Origin of the sequence: Paraburkholderia sp. SIMBA_053, assembly GCF_046534895.1 — a bacterium.
GTDB classification, from domain to species: Bacteria; Pseudomonadota; Gammaproteobacteria; order Burkholderiales; family Burkholderiaceae; genus Paraburkholderia; species Paraburkholderia caledonica.
Map to the genome: position 1 here is coordinate 934,097 of NZ_JAWRXU010000001.1, position 18,765 is coordinate 952,861.

Genomic DNA, 18,765 nt, shown 5'->3' on the forward strand with positions numbered 1-18,765 from the left:
ATGCCGGGCGCGCGCCTGCTTTCCTGTCGCATGGGCGCTTGACCTTCCGCCGCTTTTTGTCACGAGAGCCATCATGCCTTCCCAACACGACCCAGCCCCCGCTGCGAGCCCAAGCCCGACCAAGGCGAGGCGCAAAGAGTTGTCCATCACGGCGCGCAATCTTCTGATGGTAGCCGTCGGCGTGCTCGTCTTCGCGATAGTCTCGGGTGTGGTGCTGTATCAGCCGATCGCCTATGGCGATGCAATCCCCAACTTCGGCATCATTCTGATGCTGACGGTGCCGGTAATCGCGGGCGTCGCGTTCCGGGTGGGACTGGATGCGTGGCTCGACCGCGAGTAATAGAAGAGCGGGCAGCGGGTCGCTACCCCGCCCCACCCGGCACCACCACCCACACCTCGAGGCCGCCGCCCTCGCGCGCGTGAAACTCCACCCTGCCACCGTGCAGCCGCGCGATCCGCTCGACAATCGCGAGCCCAAGCCCCGTGCCGCCGCTATGCGCTCGCGCGTTCCTGCCGCGTTGGAAGGGCGCCTTCAACTGCTCGAGTTCTTCCGCCGATAACCCCTTGCCGCGGTCGCCCACTGCGACATACACCGACTCGTCGGTCGCCCAGCTACGCACCGCCAGTCCGCTCCCGCCGTACACGATTGCGTTCTGCATCAGATTCATCAGGAGCCGCATCATGCTCACCGGCCGATAGGGAATCAGCGGCAAGCGTGCGAGCGACAGTTCGAACTCATGCCCGAGTCCCGCGAAGTCGCCTGCAAGCCGCTCGATCAACGCGTTCAGATCGCCGGGTTCGGCTGGCTCCCGCTCGCCGCTGCCTGCGTAGTCCATGAACTGCTGCAAGATGGTTTCGATCTGGTCGAGGTAGGACTCCGCCGCCACCACGAAACTGCTGTCGCTGCTCTCCGGCATCGCCATGGCCATCGAAAGGCGGAGCTTGGTGAGCGGCGTGCGGATGTCGTGCGAGATGCCGGCCAACATCAGCGCTCGGGTCGCTTCCGCTTGTTGCAACGCGTGCGTCATCTGATTGAAAGCGCTGCTGACGGCGGCAATTTCCAAAGGGCCGGTGGTCGGCAACGGCGGCGGCGCGTCGCCGTCGCTCAGGCGCTGCGCCGCGCGCGTCAACTCCTGAAGCGGCCGGTTCAGGTGAAGCTGAATCGCGTAGCCTGTCAACGCCGCCAGCGCGGCAAGGCCGAGCGACAGCAGAATGGCCGCATCGAGCCCATTGCCCTGGGCGTCTTCGGGAATCGGCAGTGCAATCCAATACGGTGCAGCGGATGTGTTGGCCTCGGACGCGGCGGCGCCCGAGGCGACGGCTGCCGAAGCCGCGCCGCCCGGTCCATCGGCGGGCGCATGCATGCGAATCCAGAGGCGTTGGCCTCCTTCGGTCTGCCAGCGCGCCTCCATGTCGGCCGGAAGATGTTCACGCAGACTCTCGAGAAACACCTTGCGCTGATAGTTGCGATATCCGCGCAAGACACTCGACGGCGGCTCCGCCAGCGCACTGCCGGGAAGCCGTGCACGCGCGTCAAGACGCGCAGCCAGCGCATCGCGCGCGGCGCGCGGCGTGCTTTGCAGCAGGTTGTCGAGCGTCGTCACATAGGTGGCGAACACAGCGGCCGCGCGCTCCACGCGAGGCCGCTGCACATAATGCAGCAGCACGCCGAGCGAGCACACCTGGCTCAATACGACGAGCGCGATCAACAATGCAATATTGCGCGCGAGCAGTGTCCGCGGCAGCACCCGTTGCAATAGTGGACGGCTCATGAATCGACGTCCGCGATCAGCATGTAGCCGACGCCCCACACTGTCTTGATGAAGCGCGGCTTGGACGGATCGTTCTCGACGATCTGCCGCAGGCGCAGCACCTGCACGTCGATGCTGCGGTCGAGCGCATCGTGATCGCGCCCTCGCGCGCGAGCGAGCAGATTGTCGCGGCTTACCGGCCGGTTCGGCGACGACGCGAGCGCAACCAGCAGCAGCATCTGCGCCGAGTGGATTTCCAGCGGCGCGTCGCCGCGCATGAGTTGCTGTTTGCCGACATCGAGCACAAATTCGCCGAAGCGCACGCGTTGCGACGTGACCGTCACTTCGCCCGAAGCCATTTTCTGACGACGCAGCAGTGCATTGATTCGCGCCACCAGTTCGCGCGGAAGAAAAGGCTTCGCAAGATAGTCGTCGGCGCCGGTTTCGAGACCCAGCACCCTGTCGAGCGGATCGCCCTTCGCGGTCAGCATCAGAATCGGCAACGTCTGCCCTTGCTCGCGCAAACGCGCACAGATCGCGAGCCCGTCCTCTTCGCCGATCATCAGATCCAATACCAGCAGATCGAACGGCTCGCGCTCGAGATAGCGGTCGAGCCGTTTGCCGTCTTCCGCGACTCTGACGTCGAAGCCCTGCCCGCGCAAGAAACGCTGCAGCATGTTGCGCAGTTCGACTTCGTCGTCGAGCACGATGATTTTAGCGGGGCGATCCATGCGAAAGCTCCTCGTTTCAGGCGTCGTTTCGTGTTTTGCGCGCGGCCTGGCGTTCGGCAATGCGCTGCAATAACACGTAGAACGACGGAATGAACAGCACGGCAATGCACGTTGAAGCCAGCATACCGGAGAACACCGCGATACCGAGCGAGCGGCGCGCGCTCGCACTGGCGCCGGTAGCTACCACGAGCGGGACGACGCCGAGAATGAACGCGAACGACGTCATCATGATGGGCCGAAAACGCAGGCGCGCCGCTTCGACGGCGGCTTCTGCAATGCCCACGCCTTGCATACGCAAATGCCGGGCGAACTCGACGATCAGAATCGCGTTCTTCGCCGACAGCGCGATCAGCAGAACGAGGCCAATCTGCGTGTACAGGTTATTCGCGGCGCCGAGTATTGCGAGCGTGCCGGCCGTGCCCAGCAGCGCAAGCGGCACCGCGAGCACGACCGCGATCGGCAACAGCCAGCTCTCATATTGCGCGGCGAGCACGCAAAACACGAGCAGTACACCCACTGCGAAGACCCAGTAAGCAGAGTTGCCAACCAGCTTTTCCTGGTACGACATCGCCGTCCATTCATAGCCGATGCCGGCCGGCAGGATGCGCGCGGCTTCCTGCTCGAAGGCCCGGATCGCGTCCCCGGTGCTGTAGCCGCTAGCCGGGTTACCGTTGATGGCCGCCGCCGGCGCAAGGTTATAAAGCGTCGCGACCGCCGGACCGACGCTCGTGTGCGCGTCGATGAACGTGCCCAACTCGACCATATGTCCGCTATTGCTGCGAATCTGCAAGCGGCGAATGTCGTCGGCCTCGCGGCGAAACGCGCCGTCCGCCTGCACGAATACGGGGAACGTGTGATTGAAGGCAGTGAACTGATTGACGTAGGCCGAGCCCACATAATCTTGCAGCAGATCGAATACATTGCCGACCGGCACTTGCAGCGATTCCGCCTTCGTGCGGTCGAGCGTCAGTTCGACGCTCGGCACCGAGGCGCGAAACGGACTGAACACGCGTTGCAGTTCCGGACGTTTCGACACGCTCGCAATCAGCGCATCGGTCGCGCTTTGCAGCCGCCGATAGTTCTGCGAGCCGTCGGTGAGCATTACCTGCATCTGCACGCCGCCGCTGTTGCCGAGCCCCTGGATCGGCGGCGGCACGATGACAACCGAACGCACGTCGGGCACCTTTGCCAGTTCCCTGTTCATGCGCAGATACAGCGAGCGGAGGTCCTCGCCCTTGCCGCGCTTGCTCCAGTCGTCGAGCGTGACGTAGATCAGCGCGGAGTTCGGCAACGACGCGTTGTTATCCAGCGGCGAAATACCGCCGATCGACACCACGTGATTCACGCCGGGAATCGCACCGATCCGCTTCTCGATCTGTGTGCTGGCCTCGCGCGTTCGTCCGAGCGACGCCGCGTCGGCGAGTTGTGCGGCGATCAGCATGTATCCCTGATCTTCGAGCGGAATGAAACTGGTCGGCACGCGCGTCAGCAGGAACGCCGATGCCGCGCCCAGCGCAAGCGCGATAACGAGCGCGAGCTTGCAGCGCGCGACGAACCACGAAACCACCTTGACGTAGCCGTTCTCCACGCGCGCATAGGCCCTGTCGAACACGCGGTACACCACGTTCGGTTTGCCGGGCCGCTGGTGCCGCAACCAGCGCACGCTCTGCACCGGCTTGAGCGTCACCGCATTGATCGCGCTGATGATCGTGGTCGCAACCACCACGAGCGCAAACTGCCGGTACATCTGGCCCGTGACGCCGCCAAGAAACGCCGAAGGCAGGAACACCGACACCAGCACGAGCGTAATGCCGATGATCGGGCCGAGCAGTTCATGCATGGCGTCGATGGCGGCCTGCTTCGGCGTCTTGCCCTGTTCGATATGCTGCGTAATGCCTTCGACGACGACGATTGCATCGTCCACCACAATGCCTATCGCAAGAACGATCGCGAACAGCGTCAGCAGGTTGATGGAAAAACCCATCATATAGATGGCGCCAAACGTGCCGACAATCGTGACGGGGATCGTCGTGGCAGGCACGAGCATCGCACGCCAGTTCTGCAGAAACAGCAGGATCACCGCGAGCACGAGCAACGCCGCCTCGAAGAGAGTCTTGTAAACGTCGATCACGGATTGCCGCACGAAGGTCGTCGTATCGAAGGGCAATTGATAGGTGACGCCTTGCGGCATATCTTTCGCGAGACGCGCCATGGTCTCCTTTACCGCATTGCCGACCTCGAGCGCATTTGCTTCGGGTAACTGATAGATCGCGATTCCGGCAGCGGGCTTGCCGTCGAGATTGAAGAACTGTCCGTAGCTCGACGAGCCGAGCTCCGTGCGTCCGACATCGCGAATGCGCACGAAATGGCCGCCGTCGCTCGAATCCGCCTTCACGATGATGTCGTCGAATTCATGCGGATCGGAAAGCACGCCACGCATCGTCACGGTGAGCTGGAACGCCCGGCCTCCCGCGTTGGGCTCCGAGCCGAGCTGACCCGCGCTTACGTCCTTGCTCTGGCTCTGTATGGCCTGCATTACGTCGGCCGCGCTCAGATTGCGCTCGCTCAACTTTTGCGGATCGAGCCAGACCCGCATGCTGTACTGGCCGGTGCCGAACACGGTGACGTCGCCGACGCCCGGCAAACGCGCAAGCGTATCGCGCAGATAAATGACCGCGTAGTTGCTGAGAAAAAGCGAATCGTATTTTGGGTTCGGCGATTGCAGCGTGTACAACTGCAAAATGGCGGTGGAGCGCTTCCTCACGGTCACGCCCTGCTGCTGAACTGCTTGCGGCAGTTGCGCGGTGGCGGCCGACACACGGTTCTGCACGAGCACCTGCGCCTTGTCGACGTCGGTGCCCACGGCGAACGTGACGGTGAGCGTGTAAGTGCCGTCGTTCGTACTCGTCGACTGCATGTACAGCGCGTTCTCCACGCCGTTGACCTGTGCTTCGATGGGCAACGCAACGCGGTCGATCACCGTCGTCGCGCTTGCGCCCGGAAAGTGCGCGACCACCTGCACGGTAGGCGGCGTGATCGGCGGATATTGCGCGATGGGCAGATTGATGAGCGCGACCGCGCCGAGCAGCATCGCGATCAACGCAATCACATTGGCGAATACGGGGCGCTCGACGAAAAAGCGGATCATGAACGGCCCTGCGCTACGGCATCGACTGTTTGCACCTTGACGCCCGGCGCAACGGCGAGCCCCCCGCCCGTCACGACCCTGTCTGCCGGACCGAGGCCGCTTTTGATCGCGCGCAGCGAACCATACAGGCTGCCGGTCGTGACGCCGCGCTTCTCGATCACGCCGCCGGCATTCACGACCAGCACCGATGCGCCGGCCTGCTCGCGCAGCAACGCAGTATCCGGCACGAGCAGCACCTTCTGCGGCTCACTTACCGGAATATGCACCTCGACCGACATGCCCGGGATCAGATGCGTGTCGCGATTGATGATATCAGCGCGCAACTTGATCGCGCCGCTCGCCGGATCGACTCGCGTATCGACGAATTCCAGCGCGGCGTCCTCACCTTGCTCCGGCTTGGCGCCGATCAGATTGACTCGCACGGTGCGCGGCGCTCGCGTAAAGAGGCCGATGCGGTTCGCGTCGCGCTCGTTCAACGTGAAGTTCACATATACCGGCTGGATGCGATCCAGCGTGGCGAGTTTCGTCGAATCCGATCCGCCCACCACATTGCCGACATCGAACGCGCGCGCGCCGATGCGGCCCGCGAACGGCGCGCGTATTTCCGTGTAGCCGAGGTTGATGCGCGACATGTCCCGCTTCGCAAGCGCCTGGTCGCGGGTGGTCTGTGCCTTTTGCAGCGACGACTCCGAAGTCGCGTTGTCTGACGTGAGCTCCTTCTGGCGCTTCAGTTCCTGGTCGGCGTTATCGAGCGAGGCCTGGTCGTAGACGAGTTGCGCGCGATACGTATCCGGTTCGATGCGAAACAGCAGTTGCCCTTGCTTTACATTGGCGCCGTCGGTGAAGCCGATTTCCTTCAGTACGCCTTGAACGCGCGCGACCAGCGTGACGGTTGCCGACGGTGCGACGCTGCCGGTCAGATCGAGTTGCTCGCGCACTTCGCGCGACTCGGGGTGCATGACGCTGACTTGCGGCAACTGCGCGGCCTGTGCAGCCGGCGCATTGCCGTCGTGGCAACCGCTCAATGCCGCGCTCAACGCCACGCTCAATGTCGTCAGCAGGGCAACGCGAGGCAAGGCGCGCAACGGACGGTACAACGCGGCGTGAAACGCTGGACGTCGCGGCTCTGCCGGCACGCGGGCATTCGCTGCGCCCTCGCCCACTGCTCTTCGATTGGCCATGTCGTTATTCCCCGCTTCGTTATTTACTGCCCGGCGGCGAGTTCGCGCTCGCACGCGCCAGCGCGGAATCGGCAGGCGGGTTCAACAGACGCCCCCAATCCGTGCGCCGCGCCATCTCTTCGGCGATCCGCTCGCTGACCACCTGCTGACCTTGCGCGACTTCCCATCCTCCGCCAAGCGCGCGATACAGCGACACCGCCGCAAGCGCCGCAATCCCCTGGTTCTGCGCGAGCGAATCGCCGTCGCGCAACGCCGAGCGTGAAGCGTCCAGCACCGAGTCGTAAGTCACGGAGCCGGAGCGATATTGAATGTTGGCAAGCCGCAATGCGCGCTGCGATGCGTCAGAAGCGCGCGACGACGCCGCCAGCGCATCGAGCGATGTGCGAAGCGCGGCAATCGCGTCTTCCACTTCTTTTTGCGCCTGCAGCACGGTGTTCTGGTAGTCGAGCACCGCTTCCTGGAATGCCGCATCCTGGATTCGCACCGCGTTCTGAAGTTGCGCCCGGTCGAGAATGGGCAGAGAAATGCCCGCCGAGAAAAGGCCGATCGTCTTGCCGCCCCATTGCGTTAGTCCAATGCCATGCTGTTCGCCGGATGACAAGCCGAACAGTCCCGTCAGCGATAACGACGGGTACAGCTTCGCCTTCGCCGCGCCGATCAGCGCCGACTGCGCCGCCGCGTTGAGTGCGGCCTGGCGCACGTCGGGACGGCGCCGTAATAGATCGGCGGGAATGCCTACGTCGATCTGCGTCGGCGGCACGGGGATCGCACTGCTGCCTTTCAGTTGCGCGTCGACGGCGTCCGGCGGATCGGCGAGCAGCACCGCGAGCGTGTCGCGATCCTGCACACGCGCCTTGATGAGCGGCGGAATCTGCGCCTCGGTTTCGGCTACCAGCGTGGCGGCCTGCTCGACGTCGAGCTGACTCGACGCGCCGCGTTTATAGCGCGCCTGCGTGAGCGTCAGGCTATCCTGGACGGACTTGAGGTTCTGCCGCGCTACGGCGATGCGTTGCTCCAACGCGCGCAGATCGATATATGCGTTGGCGACGTCGGCGAACATCGACACCAGCGCGTTGTCGTACGCCGCCTCCGACACGCGCAATTGCGCGCGATCCGATTCGATCTGCCGGCGGTATTTCCCCCAGAAATCGATCTCCCAACCGGCGTTCACGTGCAGATGCTCGGCCCACAAATGAGCCGGCGGTATGGGCCCGACCCCGCTCGTGTTGATATGGCTCGCGCCAACCGACGCGCTGCCCGATTGCGGCAGGAGATTTTCCCCGCTGATCGCAAGCTGCGCCCGCGCCTTGAAGATATGCAGCCCCGCGACCTGCAGCGACAGGTTGCGCTCATAAGCGCGTTGTTCGAGCGCGCTCAGCACCGGGTCGTTGAACGCTTTCCACCACGCGGCCTCGCCGGCGGGCGTGCTCTGCGCGGCAGGCGGCAAGCTCTCCAGCCACTGGTTTTCCAGCGTGACGTCGGGCTCCCTGAAGTCCGGGCCAACGCTGATGCAACCGCTCAACGCCACGCCCATCGACACGACGATCGATGCGCTTACAAGACGCAAACGGCTTGACGTGGCAGGTTTCATCGCGTGAATCGGGCGTCAATGGTTGAGGGAGGGGTTCATGACAGTTGCGACAAGCGCGCGGCGCCAGCATCGTGTGGTTTCGCTGCAAGGCGCGCCGCTCAGTGCACCGCGCAGTGCCCCACTTAATGCGCTGCACCGCGTTCGCGCATATACGCCTCGATCTCCGGCAACGTGACGTAGCCGAGCTTCTGCGTGTCGATCTCGTCGAAGTGACTAGCGACCATCGGCATGCCGGCCGCGGCCTGCTCTTTCGTCAGCTTGCCGTCGTGCGTGGTATTGGCGTTCGCAAAACGCGTTTGCAACTGCGCAACCATGCGCTCCATGCGCTGCGGATTACCGCCTTGCGGCGCGGCCTGAGCGAACGTGACGGTGGACGCGCAGCACAGCAGGACGGCGGCGAGCAATTTTTTCATGACTGACTCCTTCGATAAGCCACCGAGCGTCGCCTGCTTATGCCGCGATCCGTCCAATGACAGGCCGAATTCTTGTGGAACCCACGCCCCAAAGCAATTGCAGAGTTATGTCGATTAATGTCATGAAGCGCCGGGGCGCCTTGGGAAGCGCCGGGGCGCATGGCGGAGTGCCGCCCTGTTGCCGCCGTTTATCGCTGCTCATTGCCGTTTGTGGCCGTCTGTAGTGACGTATCGACGGCCACAGCTGTCCATTGCCTCGCGCGGCGACAGGCGCGGCGTGACATCGAATGAAATGAACGAGTGCTACCGTCAGGCGACGATTTGCGTAATTCTGATCTCGCGCCGCTCCGTGATGGAACGGGCCGATAGCGGCAGTGGCGCGTGCTTGAGCATACGACATGCGGACTGCAAGAACGCCTGGTGAATTCCCGTTGTCCTGAGGAATTGGGGAACACTACTTGCTCACCCACACAGGTAGTGCCGGAGCAGATTTACCGTTCACCTCTTTTTCCCGGACCACGTCGATGAACTACCCGAACCTGGACAGCGAGATCGCCCATCTCGAACTCGTGTTGGGGCGGATTTCGGTCAATGACCGCATTCCTCTTTCGTATTGGGAAAACCGCGTGCGCCTCCTGTCGCGTGCGGCGCTGGTGCCGGTGCAACGAGCCCGGCTGGCACGTCTCGAAGCCGTGCTCGGCGCATTGCGGGATTCCGAAGAAGCCGTCTGCGAAGCGCCTGGCATGCGCTCGAAGGACGTCCGTTCATGACCGAGGCGACCAGGGAACCGAAACACAAAGCACCCGATGCAGCAGCCGGCGACAGCGCGCCACGCGCGCAGGACGCCGGCGCAGACTCGCCTCATCTGAACGAGGGCGAGCAGGATCAGGCGGCGCATCACACCGCCCCGCACGCGCTCGTGCTGCATGAGATCGTCCGCGAAGAGGGCGAAGCCGCGCTCGAGCGGACCATCGGCGCGTTGATCTGGTCATCGCTCGCCGCCGGTCTGTCCATGGGATTTTCGTTTCTCACACAAGCCGTGCTCGATGCGGGGTTGCCGGACACGCCATGGCGCCATCTGGTGTCGAGCTTCGGTTATTCGATCGGTTTCGTGCTGGTCATCATGGGACGGCAGCAGCTTTTTACCGAGAGCACGCTGACCGTGGTGCTGCCCGTATTGACGCGGCGCGATCCACGCACATTGCTTAAAGCGATGCGTCTATGGGCCGTGGTGCTCGTCTTCAACCTCATCAGCACATGGATCTTCGCGGCGATGCTACGCATTCCCGATGTCTTCTCGCCTGCGGTGGTGGATGCACTCGGCGAGGTATCGCGTGCGGCAGTCGGCTCGGAACACATGCTGCCGACCATGGTAAAGGCGGTCTTCGCGGGCTGGCTGATCGCACTGATGGTGTGGCTGTTGCCGAGCGCGCGGTCCGGGCGTCTGTTGACCGTGCTGCTGATCACCTATGTGGTCGCCGTCAGCCATCTCTCGCACATCATCGCCGGATCGACGGAGGTTGCTTATGCGTTCCTGAGCGGCGACGCGAGCCTGCACGACTATTTCTTCCGTTTTCTCGTGCCGACGCTCGTGGGCAATACCGTGGGCGGGATGTCGCTGGTTGCGCTGCTCAATCACGCGGCCATCGCGCCTGAAATAAACGGCCATCGCTGAGCACGTTCAGTTGCGCGGGCGGCTCGGCGCCGCAAATGCGGCGGCACTCGTGGCTCGCCGCGGCGGCCTTCACAGGCCCTCGCGGCAAGCCGTGCGTCAGCCGATCAGAATCCGCGCGCCGAGCGCGAGCACCAGCGCGGGCAGCATGACCACGACGCCGACCTTCAGAAACTTCACGAAGCTCACGTCCTCGCCTTCGCGACGAATTGCGTTGAGCCAGAGAATCGTCGCAAGCGAACCGGTGATCGACATGTTGGGTCCGAGGTCGACGCCGATCAGCAGTGCGTCGATCACGCGCTCCGGGCTATGCGCCTGCATCACCGTGGAACTGGCGATCAGCCCGGCCGGCAGATTGTTCATCAGATTGCTGCCGATCGCGATGGCGCTGCCGGCCCAGCCGGCGGTTGTCATTTCGTTGTGCGCGGCCGCCGAACGCGTTAGCTCTGCCAGCGTGCTGATCACACCGGTGTAATCGAGCATTTCGACGAGAATGAACAGCGCGGCCACGAGCGGCAGCACGCTCCACGAAATTTCGCGGATCATCGGCAGCGGCGATTTGCGCTCCTGGATCAGCACGACGAGCGCGGTCGCCGCGCCGAGTATCGCGGTGGGCAGCCCCAACTGAATGTCGAACGCCGATACCGCCAGCAGCACGACGGCGGTCACAGCGATGCCGGCGAGCGCCACCCGTCCGCTCGACGAAAGCTGAAGCGGCTCGAGATTCGCCTCGCAGCTGCCTGCGAGCGCCTTGCGTTGGGTCCAGCGCAGCAGCACATACGTGGCGACGATCGACAGCAGCGACGGCAACGCGAAGCGCATCAACCACGGCACGAGCGCGGGCGTGTGATTACCATACAGCACGATATTGGCCGGATTGGAGATCGGCAGCACGAAGCTGGCTGCGTTTGCAATGAACGCGCACACGAACAGTAACGGCAGCGGGTCCGTCTTCGCCTTCTTCGCGGCGGCGAACACAGCCGGCGTGAGAACGACCGCGGTGGCGTCGTTCGACAGAAAGGCGGTAATCACCACGCCGACCAGATAGACCAGCATGAAAAGCTTGCGCGGCGAACCTTGCGCATGGTTCACGGCAAGCACCGCGACCCAGTCGAACAGCCCTTCCCGGCGTCCCACCTCGGAAAGCAGCATCATGCCGGACAGGAACAGATAGACGTCAGTGCCCTTGCCCACGGCTTCGACCGCGAGATGCAACGGCAACAGGCCGAGCGAGACCAGCAGCAGCGCGCCGGCCACCGCCCACACCGCTTCCGGCCATTTGAAGGGACGGGCGATCACGCCGGCCGTCGCAAAGGCGGCAATACCCCATGAAAGGAAAATCGAAGTCACAACGAAAGCCCTGAATGGATGGTTGTACGTGGGCAAGGCCCGGTGCGCAGGATACCCCAACTCGGCCCCGGCTCCGCTTGCCTCGCCCGACGTTGCAAGTCGCGAGCCAGCACGCATTACCGTCACCAGTACAACAATGTGTTCTCGCGCCCCCGCCTATTCAGTCTCCATTGACCTGCCTACTATTCGCACTCACTGCCACCATGCATAACCGACGCGTATGAACGACATATCCCGCCACACTGATACAGGCCGTTACCACGGCGCCGCAATCGCACTGCACTGGCTGATCGCCGTGCTGATCGTCGGCGGCTTTTATCTGGGCTGGATCATGACGGACATTCCCGGCTTCACGCCGACGAAGCTCAAGTATTTCTCATGGCACAAATGGATCGGCGTCACCGTATTGATGCTCGCCGTGGCGCGCGTTTTGTGGCGAGCGACGCATCGCGCACCGGCTCTGGATAGCGCAACGCCCGCGTGGCAAAAGGCGGCGGCGCACGCCGTCCACGGCCTGCTGTATCTGCTGATGCTGGCGATTCCGGTGTCGGGCTACCTCTACAGTTCGGCGGCGGGCATTCAGGTGGTGTATCTCGGCATCGTGCCGCTGCCGACCTTCATTGGCCCGGATCAGGCGCTGAAGGCGACGCTGCGCACTTTGCATGTGCTGCTCAATTACACGTTGCTCGCGCTGGTCGCCATGCACGTGCTGGCGGCGCTGAAGCACCAGTTTGTCGACCGCGACGGCCTGCTCGCACGGATGATTCCGTTCCTCAAGTGACACTCATCGGCGCCCATTCGCTACAGCCTGTTGGCAATCAAATTCTTCACTGTGCGCAATGAACGCGCACGGGTTCGATAGGATGCGTATCACCATGAAAAACACACTCCATCACTCCATTCTCGCCGGCGTCGCCGCCCTTTCTCTCTTCGGTGCCGGCCTCGCGCATGCCGACGTCGACACGAGCAAAAGCACCGTCATTGCCACGACGAAGCAGATGAACGTGCCTGTCGACGGCAAGTTCAGAAAGTTTTCGGCGCAACTGTCGTTCGATCCGGCGAAGCCGACCGCAGGAAGCGCGAACGTGTCGATCGACACCGGCAGCTACGACCTCGGCGCGGACGACTACAACAAGCAGGCGCAAGGCAAGGAATGGTTCGACAGCGCCACGTATCCGGCCGCAACGTTTGTTTCCAGCGCGATCGCACCGGCGGGCGGCAATCAGTACAAGATCACCGGCAAGCTGACCATCAAGGGCAAATCGCAGACCGTGGTGGTGCCCGTCACGATTGCAAGCCAGGGCCCGACGCAGACGTTCGACGGCTCGCTGCCGATCAAACGCTCCCAGTTCGACGTCGGCACTGGCGAATGGAAGGACACGTCGGTCGTAGCCGACGAAGTCGTCATCAAATTTCACCTCGTCGCTTCGAAGAAGTGATTAAAAAAACCGAAGTAAAACCGCAAGCCTCATAGCACTTTTCGAAACCTGGAGAACATCTTGAAGAAACAATTTTTGATCGCCGCCGGCGCTCTCGCCGCCGCATTGTCGTTCAACGCAATGGCCGCCGACACTTACCAGCTCGATCCGACCCACACGTCCCCGAGCTTCGAAACCGATCACTTCGGCGGCGTGTCGATCTGGCGCGGCAAGTTCAAGAAGAGCAGCGGCACCGTTGTGCTCGACCGCGCGGCAAAGACGGGCACGGTCGACGTGACGATCGACATGAGCTCGGTGGATATCGGCAATGACAAGCTCGATTCCGAACTGGTCACCGACAAGTTCTTCGACGTTGCGAAGTACCCGACCGCAACCTACAAGGGCACGCAAATCCGCTTCGACGGCGACAAGCCTGTTGAAGTGATCGGCACGCTGACCATGCATGGCGTGACCAAGCCGGTCAATCTGAAGATTGAGTCGTTCAAGTGCTTCGTGAACCCGATGCTCAAGCGCGAAGTTTGCGGTACCGAATCGACCGCAACATTCAATCGCGATGACTTCGGCGTCGACTTCGGCAAGACCTACGGCTTCAAGATGCAGACCACGCTGCACATTCAGGCCGAAGGCATCAAGCAGTAAAGTCACGGCGGGCGCGGCCACGCGCCTGCCCGCGCGCGCGCTCGCAGCGCGCGCATTCAGCCGCGCTTTCGCTCAGGCGCCCGCGAGCGAGCGGAAGTCGTCCACGGTCTCAGCGTAAGTCCCCGTTTTTCCGTTCGACGTGACCGTGATGGTCACGCTCGACTCGTCTTTCGGCGTGATGGTCTCCACTGTGTCGCTCGTCGCCAACTGGATCACGCCGGCGGTGACCTTGCCGCCGTTGACCTTGACGGGCGTGGGCGTGGACACGGCGAACGCGATCGTCGCGTCGGCGGCGTTCACGCTGATGTCACCGCTGGTCGCGAGTGTATCGGTGACCGGATCGGCGCCATGCACGCGCGAATACGTCAGCGACGTGATCGTGATCTTTCCGCTGATGCTGCCGGAGCCGGCCGTCTGGTTGCGATCGAGCGTCACCGTTGGGCTGCTCGCGGTCGTCGTCGTGATGCCGGTTGCCGCGTTGTAGCTCATCGTGTAGCTGACCGTGCCGTTGACAACGGTCTTGCCGTTCGACGACACCAGTGTCAACGCATTGGCCGTTTCGATCGCGCTGTACGACCAGTCGTTCGATGCGTTGCCGACAATGCCGTGCACGTTCTGAATCTGCACGCTGACGGTGCCGGTAATCGACGCGCTGTCCGACACGCCGGGCGCCTTCACCTGCCCTACGCATTGATTGAAACCGACCGTCGCCGTCTCGCCGCTTTGCAGTCCGCTCACACCCGCACCCTGTGCGAGGACGCTGATCGAGCCGCTCGCCGGACACGAGGTCATGGTGTTGCCCGCGCCCGCCGTCACGCCCGTCAGCAGCGATTGCACGACCGACGTATAGATCGCCGCGACGCCAGGGCCCGACAACATGCCGAACGCGCCCGCATACCTTGCGACGTGCTCGCTCTGCACCGCCGACGACAACTTCAGCACGTTACTGCCGCCACTGCTGCCGCCCGAGCCGCCGCCGCATGCGCCGAGAACGGCGGCTGCGGCAACGGCGACCGCAACCGCGGCACCAGATGAGCGGAACGTTTTCGAAACAGACATCACTACTCCAGATTTGAAAGGCTTCAATGAGTTGATTATCGAAGCGCGCCCGCTCGTTTCATTTGCCGAATAGCCCTTTAAAACGGGGTTAATCCGTCAAGGCAACGCGCTTTAATCGCCGGTTCGGAACAAGTTACGGGGCATTATTTCCGCTTCCGGCAAAGCGCCATACTTGAGCGCGAAGAGCCGCCACAATCCCCCGCTGTTCATTCATTTGAACCTCGCGATGGAATCGTAAAGTCCTCGCCATGCAATTGGTTCGTGTCGGGAGACAAGTGGTGGGACAGGTGAAACGGCAGGTAAAGAATGCGGCTCTCGCCGCGATGGCCGCATTGGCGGTCTTCGGAAGCACGGCGCACGCGCAGGAGATTTATGTACACGGCGGTACGCTCGGCGCGGGCATCGGCGCGGCTTTGCCGCTCAATTCATGGGCTGGCGTGCATGCGGAATTCGAAGGTCTTGGCTTCTCGCATTCGGTCAACGTTGACCAGAACAAATACGACGGCCATCTCAAGCTGCTACAAGGCGGTCTTTATCTCGACGTGTTCCCGTTCCAATCAAGCGGTTTTCGCCTGACGGCGGGCGCATTGATCAACGACAACGAGCTTTCGGCTCACGCCGTGCCCAATGCGGACGGCAACTACAAAATCGGCGACGACTACGTGCCGGCCGTGGGCGCCGCGCCTTCGGCCACGGTCACGCTGCCGCGGGTAATGCCGTATGTCGGGATCGGCTATGGACATAAGCCGGTTTCCAAGGGCTTCGGCCTGACGTTCGATCTGGGCGTTGCCTACGGCCGTCCGCGCACGCACTACAACGTGCCCGCCATTTACTCGATGTTCACGACTCAGGCAAACATCGACGAGCAGGAACAGAAAATCAGCAATACGGTGGAGCGCTACAAAATCTATCCGGTCCTTCAGATCGGCGTGACTTATCGCTTCTAGTCGATAGTCGCGGCCAGGCTTGAGTCGCGTCGCGATGCTGTCATCCAATGCGGCAGGCCCTTCAAAGCGTGGCAACGCGCACGCGTTCCCACGCCGCCACTTGAACCACGGTTTCCACTCCGGCTGTTCTCATTTGGAAGCATTGCAGTCGCCAGTGCCCCAACTGCCTGTGCCCTTGTGTTTGAGCGCAATGGTGAGCGTGCTTCCTCTGTTCGCCGTAATCATCTGTCCGTAACTGACGGTCGGAATGAACTGGATATCCGGCGCGACCGCGACAGGCGGATTGCGTGAACCATCGATCGTCAGGTCAAGCTGCACGGTGACGGTGACGGTGTCGATATCGACGTCCCCGTCCCGCTTGCGCGCCGCCTCCTGCTTCCTGAAGTTGCACAATCCGTCGAGGACCTGTTCGAGGGCAGTCGGAATATCGACCGACTTGCCTGGAGGAATCGGCGGCGTATTGCAGCCGACAAGCAGCAAGGGAAAAACGAACACAGGCAGACAGCGGTGGGCACGCATCAGCATCTCCTTTTCCGATCGGTATGACGAACGGCATATTGGGTCGCCGCGAGTTAGATACTGTCCTTGCCGGTAATCAGCCGCCGCCGCACGCCGCAGGCGAACTAGAAGCTCACCGCAAATCCGAACGACACGCCATGCACATTGTGTCCGAACACATATCGCACTACCGCGCGCGTCCTGGTGATGATGACCGGATACCGGCTGCTGTCGAGTTCGAGGCCGACGCCCAACGAGGTGAGGTCGTTGAACCCCAGCACACCCGCGCTTTCGCCGAAATAATGTGAGTAAGCCGCTTCGAGCACATAGCGGACTGGCCGGTCCAACGCATGCCATCCGGTAGGCGCGCGCCAGCGGGTCCACAGGCTGACTTGCTGCGCCATGGCGGAACCCTGCACTGCCTGGGAAGAACCGCCGAAGCTGCGCAGATAAATGTCCGTGGCCCGCAACTCAGCGTCGATTTCGTAGTTGTCACGGTAGCGCTCATAGTCGAGCATCAGCGAGCCGCCGTAGCCATACGCGTCCAGCGAACCGTTGTCGAGAAACTGGAGGTTGGCATCGGTGGCGCGATTGAAGATCGTTTGCCCGACCTTCAGATCGCTGGAAACGCGGCCTAGCGTTCCGTTAAGGATCGGACGAAACACCAGTTCATTCGTGATCCGAAAATCCCAGCCGATGCCGACCGTGCCGCTGAACGTATTCCATTTTGTCGGCACTGGACGCTGTGCCGAGCCGTCCGACGCGACGAACACCGGATCGTAGCGACTGTAGGCGAGCGTGCCCTCCATGTACAAAGGAAACGACCGGCTCAACGTGAACCCGCCGCCAAGCTGTGTCTGGCCGAAGCTGGGATTGCCGGTAGTGCCGCTATTAACCGCCAGGTTACTGGTCGTGACGTCCGGAACAGTCGTATAACTCATGACGGCGAGCACGGCGTCCGCGTGCTGTTTCACATTACCCCCAACCACAGCCGGTCCCGACGAGCGGCCCGGAAGGTCCTGAGCAAACGAAAGGCAAGGCAAAACGCTGAAGGCTATGGCTGCACATGCCAACGACGCCCGGCGTCGCCAATGGAGCCGCAGTACATGCATCGTCCGATCGACTGTAAGTCTGTCCGCGCCCAGTACGAACCAGCACACAGCGTACAGAACGCACATTGCACACTCCTGTATGTTGGGCCATTGCTTCCTGGTTCCGAAACACACGCCTCGTGCGGCGTATGACGTTTGCCTTGCTTATTCGAGCACCCAAGGTCGGCGGGGCACATGTCGAATTCAGAATAGACAAAATGCGCCGACGTGGCGGGAATATCGCCGCCGTACAGCACCTACTTGTTCAGACGTTCCATCACGGCATCGTCGTGCCCGGCGGGCTGGCCGAAGCCGGAAAAGGCATCTGCGCGGGTCGTTGATCGTCGGGATCCGCCAGCGATGCCGCAGGCGGTCCGATGAATACTGGCAGTAGCATGACATCGCGCTCGGGAGCCGGCATTCTCGCGAGAGCATGCAGCGTCACTCTTGTCATCCAGCAGACATCGGCCGGGGTTGCAGTGGAAGGATTCGCTGTATATGCCATATACCGATCGACATTGGCTGGATCGCCGCCTAGTTCGATGACCACGGCGCGAGACATTGCCTCGGACGCTGCCGCGTATTCTTCCCGCGTCGGCACGCGTACCGGCGCCGCCGAACCGCTGCTCACCATGATCTTGTAGACAAGATCGAGGTATAGCTCCGCTTGCGCGTCGGACATCTGCGCGATCGTGACGCGGTTCATTATCGTTACGATGTCGACGAGCCCAAAACAATTGACCGGGACCAGTTCGTCGAGCACACGGGTGAGCAGCACCAGGTAGCGCGATCGGTCGGCCGGCGTGAGACGTGCAAGGCCACTCGACATCATGGCTTCACGCTGTTCCGGATCGAGCAGCACATGAACGAGCGCCGGTGCGCCGCCTGGCACACGGGCACCGATAACGGGGTCGCGCGCTACCTTGTCGAACCACTCGAAGATGATGCGGGCTTTGGTCGAACCCTGGTTGATCCCGTACTGCCGCAGGATTTCATCGATATCGACAGCGCCGCGTTGGCGCGAAGCCGACCCGGCTGCAGCAGCATCCGGCGACTCATCGTGGAAGTCCAGATGAACCGCCGCATTCGCGCTCAACGAGATGAGGAGCGTGAACCATACAGTCAGCCGCAGCATCTCTCTCTCCGCAATAGCGACAGGCGCAGGGCTCGCGATACGTTTCAAAATACATCCGGTCTTTTCTCCATGAACACGCAGAGCGGCATGAAGATCGACGCTGCGAAGCCTGCCGCCCAG

Annotated in this window: 18 protein-coding genes; 7 read left to right on the top strand and 11 right to left on the bottom strand. The window is 62.4% G+C overall.

Features of this window, described 5'->3' with window-relative positions; translation table 11 throughout:
• The first annotated feature begins 73 nt into the window (after positions 1 to 73).
• Positions 74 to 340: a hypothetical protein gene (locus SB753_RS04270; protein ID WP_027804371.1), complete on the top strand. Its 267-nt coding sequence runs from the start codon at positions 74 to 76 to the stop codon at positions 338 to 340.
• A gap of 22 nt (positions 341 to 362) precedes the next feature.
• Here SB753_RS04270 and SB753_RS04275 read toward each other — a convergent pair whose 3' ends face one another.
• The 6 genes from SB753_RS04275 to SB753_RS04300 all read right to left on the bottom strand — a co-directional run bounded on the left by SB753_RS04275 (position 363) and on the right by SB753_RS04300 (position 8,815).
• Positions 363 to 1,772 carry an ATP-binding protein gene (locus tag SB753_RS04275; RefSeq protein WP_410799135.1) on the bottom strand — a complete coding sequence of 470 codons (1,410 nt, stop codon included), beginning with the start codon at positions 1,770 to 1,772 and terminating at the stop codon, positions 363 to 365.
• Complete coding sequence (locus tag SB753_RS04280; protein ID WP_408162697.1) at positions 1,769 to 2,482, bottom strand: response regulator; 714 nt, start codon at positions 2,480 to 2,482, stop codon at positions 1,769 to 1,771. Before SB753_RS04280 ends, SB753_RS04275 begins: the two co-directional genes overlap by 4 nt.
• Positions 2,483 to 2,498: 16 nt before the next feature.
• Positions 2,499 to 5,630: an efflux RND transporter permease subunit gene (locus tag SB753_RS04285; RefSeq protein ID WP_410799137.1), complete on the bottom strand. Its 3,132-nt coding sequence runs from the start codon at positions 5,628 to 5,630 to the stop codon at positions 2,499 to 2,501.
• Positions 5,627 to 6,811, bottom strand: a complete 1,185-nt coding sequence (locus SB753_RS04290; protein ID WP_410799139.1) for an efflux RND transporter periplasmic adaptor subunit — start codon at positions 6,809 to 6,811, stop codon at positions 5,627 to 5,629. Before SB753_RS04290 ends, SB753_RS04285 begins: the two co-directional genes overlap by 4 nt.
• A gap of 19 nt (positions 6,812 to 6,830) precedes the next feature.
• On the bottom strand, positions 6,831 to 8,402 hold the full coding sequence (locus SB753_RS04295) for an efflux transporter outer membrane subunit (RefSeq protein WP_410799141.1): 1,572 nt from the start codon (positions 8,400 to 8,402) through the stop codon (positions 6,831 to 6,833).
• Positions 8,403 to 8,524: 122 nt separating this feature from the next.
• On the bottom strand, positions 8,525 to 8,815 hold the full coding sequence (locus SB753_RS04300; protein ID WP_020066423.1) for an EF-hand domain-containing protein: 291 nt from the start codon (positions 8,813 to 8,815) through the stop codon (positions 8,525 to 8,527).
• 524 nt (positions 8,816 to 9,339) lie between these two features.
• Between SB753_RS04300 and SB753_RS04305 the strand changes: the two genes are divergently transcribed.
• Complete coding sequence (locus SB753_RS04305) at positions 9,340 to 9,585, top strand: hypothetical protein (RefSeq protein ID WP_020066425.1); 246 nt, start codon at positions 9,340 to 9,342, stop codon at positions 9,583 to 9,585.
• The gene (locus SB753_RS04310; RefSeq protein WP_410799143.1) at positions 9,582 to 10,490 is read left to right on the top strand and encodes a formate/nitrite transporter family protein; all 909 of its coding nucleotides are present in this window, start codon (positions 9,582 to 9,584) and stop codon (positions 10,488 to 10,490) included. Before SB753_RS04305 ends, SB753_RS04310 begins: the two co-directional genes overlap by 4 nt.
• Positions 10,491 to 10,586: 96 nt before the next feature.
• Here SB753_RS04310 and SB753_RS04315 read toward each other — a convergent pair whose 3' ends face one another.
• Positions 10,587 to 11,837, bottom strand: coding sequence for an arsenic transporter (locus tag SB753_RS04315; RefSeq protein ID WP_410799145.1), 1,251 nt, complete (start codon positions 11,835 to 11,837; stop codon positions 10,587 to 10,589).
• Between the two features lie 220 nt (positions 11,838 to 12,057).
• Between SB753_RS04315 and SB753_RS04320 the strand changes: the two genes are divergently transcribed.
• The 3 genes from SB753_RS04320 (at position 12,058) to SB753_RS04330 (ending at position 13,915) form a co-directional block, all read left to right on the top strand.
• Positions 12,058 to 12,618, top strand: coding sequence for a cytochrome b (locus SB753_RS04320; RefSeq protein ID WP_410799147.1), 561 nt, complete (start codon positions 12,058 to 12,060; stop codon positions 12,616 to 12,618).
• A 94-nt stretch (positions 12,619 to 12,712) separates the two neighbouring features.
• A complete protein-coding gene (locus SB753_RS04325) occupies positions 12,713 to 13,276 on the top strand; it encodes a YceI family protein (RefSeq protein WP_088174362.1) in 564 nt (187 codons plus the stop codon).
• Between the two features lie 60 nt (positions 13,277 to 13,336).
• Entirely contained in the window at positions 13,337 to 13,915 is a 579-nt protein-coding gene (locus tag SB753_RS04330) for a YceI family protein (RefSeq protein ID WP_087753449.1), read from the top strand.
• Between the two features lie 72 nt (positions 13,916 to 13,987).
• Here the strand turns inward: SB753_RS04330 and SB753_RS04335 are convergent, their stop codons facing one another.
• Positions 13,988 to 14,974 carry a hypothetical protein gene (locus tag SB753_RS04335; protein WP_410799149.1) on the bottom strand — a complete coding sequence of 329 codons (987 nt, stop codon included), beginning with the start codon at positions 14,972 to 14,974 and terminating at the stop codon, positions 13,988 to 13,990.
• A 248-nt stretch (positions 14,975 to 15,222) separates the two neighbouring features.
• Between SB753_RS04335 and SB753_RS04340 the strand changes: the two genes are divergently transcribed.
• Positions 15,223 to 15,921 (top strand): hypothetical protein, encoded by a 699-nt coding sequence (locus SB753_RS04340; RefSeq protein ID WP_394340531.1) that lies wholly within the window; start codon positions 15,223 to 15,225, stop codon positions 15,919 to 15,921.
• Between the two features lie 129 nt (positions 15,922 to 16,050).
• On the opposite strand, the gene SB753_RS04345 is transcribed toward SB753_RS04340, so the two are convergent.
• The 3 genes from SB753_RS04345 to SB753_RS04355 form a co-directional block, all read right to left on the bottom strand.
• The gene (locus SB753_RS04345; protein ID WP_410799151.1) at positions 16,051 to 16,440 is read right to left on the bottom strand and encodes a hypothetical protein; all 390 of its coding nucleotides are present in this window, start codon (positions 16,438 to 16,440) and stop codon (positions 16,051 to 16,053) included.
• A 104-nt stretch (positions 16,441 to 16,544) separates the two neighbouring features.
• Positions 16,545 to 17,531: a hypothetical protein gene (locus SB753_RS04350; RefSeq protein WP_027804375.1), complete on the bottom strand. Its 987-nt coding sequence runs from the start codon at positions 17,529 to 17,531 to the stop codon at positions 16,545 to 16,547.
• Between the two features lie 256 nt (positions 17,532 to 17,787).
• On the bottom strand, positions 17,788 to 18,645 hold the full coding sequence (locus tag SB753_RS04355) for a hypothetical protein (protein ID WP_310066403.1): 858 nt from the start codon (positions 18,643 to 18,645) through the stop codon (positions 17,788 to 17,790).
• Positions 18,646 to 18,765 lie beyond the last annotated feature (120 nt).

Coding starts and splice junctions, on each gene's coding strand:
- SB753_RS04270 (WP_027804371.1), top strand. CDS start 74: ATGCCTTCCCAACACGACCCAGCCCCCGCTGCGAGCCCAAGCCCGACC.
- SB753_RS04275 (WP_410799135.1), bottom strand. CDS start 1,772: ATGAGCCGTCCACTATTGCAACGGGTGCTGCCGCGGACACTGCTCGCG.
- SB753_RS04280 (WP_408162697.1), bottom strand. CDS start 2,482: ATGGATCGCCCCGCTAAAATCATCGTGCTCGACGACGAAGTCGAACTG.
- SB753_RS04285 (WP_410799137.1), bottom strand. CDS start 5,630: ATGATCCGCTTTTTCGTCGAGCGCCCCGTATTCGCCAATGTGATTGCG.
- SB753_RS04290 (WP_410799139.1), bottom strand. CDS start 6,811: ATGGCCAATCGAAGAGCAGTGGGCGAGGGCGCAGCGAATGCCCGCGTG.
- SB753_RS04295 (WP_410799141.1), bottom strand. CDS start 8,402: ATGAAACCTGCCACGTCAAGCCGTTTGCGTCTTGTAAGCGCATCGATC.
- SB753_RS04300 (WP_020066423.1), bottom strand. CDS start 8,815: ATGAAAAAATTGCTCGCCGCCGTCCTGCTGTGCTGCGCGTCCACCGTC.
- SB753_RS04305 (WP_020066425.1), top strand. CDS start 9,340: ATGAACTACCCGAACCTGGACAGCGAGATCGCCCATCTCGAACTCGTG.
- SB753_RS04310 (WP_410799143.1), top strand. CDS start 9,582: ATGACCGAGGCGACCAGGGAACCGAAACACAAAGCACCCGATGCAGCA.
- SB753_RS04320 (WP_410799147.1), top strand. CDS start 12,058: ATGAACGACATATCCCGCCACACTGATACAGGCCGTTACCACGGCGCC.
- SB753_RS04325 (WP_088174362.1), top strand. CDS start 12,713: ATGAAAAACACACTCCATCACTCCATTCTCGCCGGCGTCGCCGCCCTT.
- SB753_RS04335 (WP_410799149.1), bottom strand. CDS start 14,974: ATGTCTGTTTCGAAAACGTTCCGCTCATCTGGTGCCGCGGTTGCGGTC.
- SB753_RS04340 (WP_394340531.1), top strand. CDS start 15,223: ATGCAATTGGTTCGTGTCGGGAGACAAGTGGTGGGACAGGTGAAACGG.
- SB753_RS04345 (WP_410799151.1), bottom strand. CDS start 16,440: ATGCGTGCCCACCGCTGTCTGCCTGTGTTCGTTTTTCCCTTGCTGCTT.
- SB753_RS04350 (WP_027804375.1), bottom strand. CDS start 17,531: ATGCATGTACTGCGGCTCCATTGGCGACGCCGGGCGTCGTTGGCATGT.
- SB753_RS04355 (WP_310066403.1), bottom strand. CDS start 18,645: ATGCTGCGGCTGACTGTATGGTTCACGCTCCTCATCTCGTTGAGCGCG.